This window comes from Phaeobacter sp. SYSU ZJ3003 (assembly GCF_041300735.1).
Taxonomy (GTDB): Bacteria; Pseudomonadota; Alphaproteobacteria; order Rhodobacterales; family Rhodobacteraceae; genus Phycobacter; species Phycobacter gallaeciensis_A.
Genome location: NZ_PXNU01000113.1, coordinates 1 through 3,149, shown reverse-complemented (window position 1 = coordinate 3,149; position 3,149 = coordinate 1). Strand labels below are relative to the sequence as shown.

Annotated in this window: 1 tRNA gene and 2 rRNA genes; all 3 read left to right on the top strand. The window is 53.6% G+C overall.

Going from position 1 to position 3,149, the window contains the following annotated elements:
• A 23S ribosomal RNA gene (locus C6W91_RS20835) occupies positions 1-2,719 on the top strand; the annotation flags it as partial.
• Between the two features lie 188 nt (positions 2,720-2,907).
• A 5S ribosomal RNA gene (gene rrf, locus C6W91_RS20830) occupies positions 2,908-3,022 on the top strand.
• 48 nt (positions 3,023-3,070) lie between these two features.
• Positions 3,071-3,147, top strand: a tRNA-Met gene (locus C6W91_RS20825).
• The last annotated feature ends 2 nt before the right edge of the window (positions 3,148-3,149 follow it).

Here is a 3,149-nt window from a genome sequence, read left to right as displayed (position 1 = left end):
GAATTTCCGAATGGGGGAACCCACCTGACAGTTCGATATTGTTACCACGGTAGCCAATATCTTGCTGAACCAGGTACTTAAAACCTGAATACATAGGGTTTTAAGAGCAAACCCGGGGAACTGAAACATCTAAGTACCCGGAGGAAAGGACATCAATTGATACTCCCTTAGTAGCGGCGAGCGAACGGGGACCAGCCGAGCCAGAGAAGTGACTGGAATGCGTTGGGAAGCGCAGCCATAGCGGGTGATAGCCCCGTACAGGAAGCTTTGATGGACGTATTAAGTAGGGCGGAACACGTGAAATTCTGTCTGAAGATCGGAGGACCACCTTCGAAGGCTAAGTACTCCTTACTGACCGATAGTGAACCAGTACCGTGAGGGAAAGGTGAAAAGCACCCCGACGAGGGGAGTGAAACAGTACCTGAAACCGAACGCCTACAATCAGTTGGAGGCCCCTTGAGGGCTGACAGCGTACCTTTTGTATAATGGGTCATCGACTTGGTCTCACGAGCAAGCTTAAGCCGCTAGGCGAAGGCGCAGCGAAAGCGAGTCTTAATAGGGCGAATGAGTTCGTGGGATCAGACCCGAAACCGAGTGATCTAGGCATGGCCAGGTTGAAGGTGCGGTAACACGCACTGGAGGACCGAACCCACATCTGTTGAAAAAGATCGGGATGAGCTGTGCCTAGGGGTGAAAGGCCAATCAAACTCGGAGATAGCTGGTTCTCTGCGAAATCTATTTAGGTAGAGCGTCATCCGAATACCCCGGGGGGTAGAGCACTGGATGGGTAATGGGGCCCCACAGGCTTACTGATCCTAACCAAACTCCGAATACCCGGGAGTACTAGATGGCAGACACACTGCGGATGCTAACGTCCGTAGTGGAGAGGGAAACAACCCTGACCTCCGGCTAAGGCCCCCAATTCATGGCTAAGTGGGAAAGCAGGTGGGACGACCAAAACAACCAGGAGGTTGGCTTAGAAGCAGCCATCCTTTAAAGATAGCGTAACAGCTCACTGGTCTAAATAAGTTGTCCTGCGGCGAAGATGTAACGGGGCTCAAGCCATGAGCCGAAGCCGAGGATGCACATAGTGCATGGTAGCAGAGCGTAGTGTGACATAGTCTCATGTCTCCTTACTTCCTTCGGGAAGATTGGAGACAAGAGGCTTTCGATGAAGCCGGGGCGTGAGCCATCCGGTGGAGAGATCACTAGCGAGAATGATGACATGAGTAGCGACAAAGAGTGTGAGAGACACTCTCGCCGAAAGTCCAAGGGTTCCTGCTTAAAGCTAATCTGAGCAGGGTAAGCCGGCCCCTAAGCCGAGGCCGAAAGGCGTAGGCGATGGGAACCAGGTTAATATTCCTGGGCCAGGAGGATGTGACGGATTGCGACTGTAGTTCAGCCTTATCGGATTGGTTGGGCTGCTGAGCAGTCCCTGGAAATAGCCCTCCATCAGACCGTACCCTAAACCGACACAGGTGGACTGGTAGAGAATACCAAGGCGCTTGAGAGAACGATGTTGAAGGAACTCGGCAAAATACCTCCGTAAGTTCGCGAGAAGGAGGCCCGGGTTCAAGGCAACTTGGATCCGGGGGCACAAACCAGGGGGTGGCGACTGTTTATTAAAAACACAGGGCTCTGCGAAGTCGCAAGACGACGTATAGGGTCTGACGCCTGCCCGGTGCCTGAAGGTTAAAAGGAGGAGTGAGAGCTCCGAATTGAAGCCCAGGTAAACGGCGGCCGTAACTATAACGGTCCTAAGGTAGCGAAATTCCTTGTCGGGTAAGTTCCGACCTGCACGAATGGCGTAACGACTTCCCCGCTGTCTCCAACATCGACTCAGCGAAATTGAATTGCCTGTCAAGATGCAGGCTTCCCGCGGTTAGACGGAAAGACCCCGTGCACCTTTACTACAGCTTCGCACTGGCATCAGGATTGTGATGTGCAGGATAGGTGGTAGGCATCGAAACCAGAACGCTAGTTCCGGTGGAGCCTCCCTTGAGATACCACCCTTCGCACTCTTGATGTCTAACCGCGGTCCGTTATCCGGATCCGGGACCCTGCGTGGCGGGTAGTTTGACTGGGGCGGTCGCCTCCTAAAGCGTAACGGAGGCGCGCGAAGGTTGGCTCAGAGCGGTCGGAAATCGCTCGTTGAGTGCAATGGCAGAAGCCAGCCTGACTGCGAGACTGACAAGTCGAGCAGAGACGAAAGTCGGCCATAGTGATCCGGTGGTCCCGAGTGGAAGGGCCATCGCTCAACGGATAAAAGGTACGCCGGGGATAACAGGCTGATACTGCCCAAGAGTCCATATCGACGGCAGTGTTTGGCACCTCGATGTCGGCTCATCTCATCCTGGGGCTGGAGCAGGTCCCAAGGGTACGGCTGTTCGCCGTTTAAAGAGGTACGTGAGCTGGGTTTAGAACGTCGTGAGACAGTTCGGTCCCTATCTGCCGTGGGTGTAGGATACTTGAGAGGAGTTGCCCCTAGTACGAGAGGACCGGGGTGAACGATCCACTGGTGGACCTGTTATCGTGCCAACGGTAGTGCAGGGTAGCTATGATCGGAAAGGATAACCGCTGAAGGCATCTAAGCGGGAAGCCCCCCTCAAAACAAGGTATCCCTGAGGGCCGTGGAAGACCACCACGTCAATAGGCCGGAGATGTAAGTGCAGCAATGCATTCAGTTGACCGGTACTAATCGCCCGATAGGCTTGATCTGTTCCAGTAACAGACAGTCTCGTAAACACCAAAAAGCAAAACGAAACTTGGACAAAACGTTGATCTAAAAACCTTCCGCTTTTGGAAAACGACCCGTGACATAACGGGCCTGCGGCAACGGGCATTTGCTTCGCAAATATCCTGCCTGCCGCAAATACCAAAAGCCGGAGGCTTTTGGTATTTACTCGGTTTGGTGGTCATAGCACGAGCAAAACACCCGGTCCCATCCCGAACCCGGAAGTTAAGTGCCGTCGCGCCAATGGTACTTGGGCTTAAGCCCTGGGAGAGTAGGTCACCGCCAAACCTAGTAAATACCAAAAAAATCTCTCTAACGATCATAACCAACAATCTCCGCGGGATGGAGCAGCCCGGTAGCTCGTCAGGCTCATAACCTGAAGGTCGCAGGTTCAAATCCTGCTCCCGCAACCAAC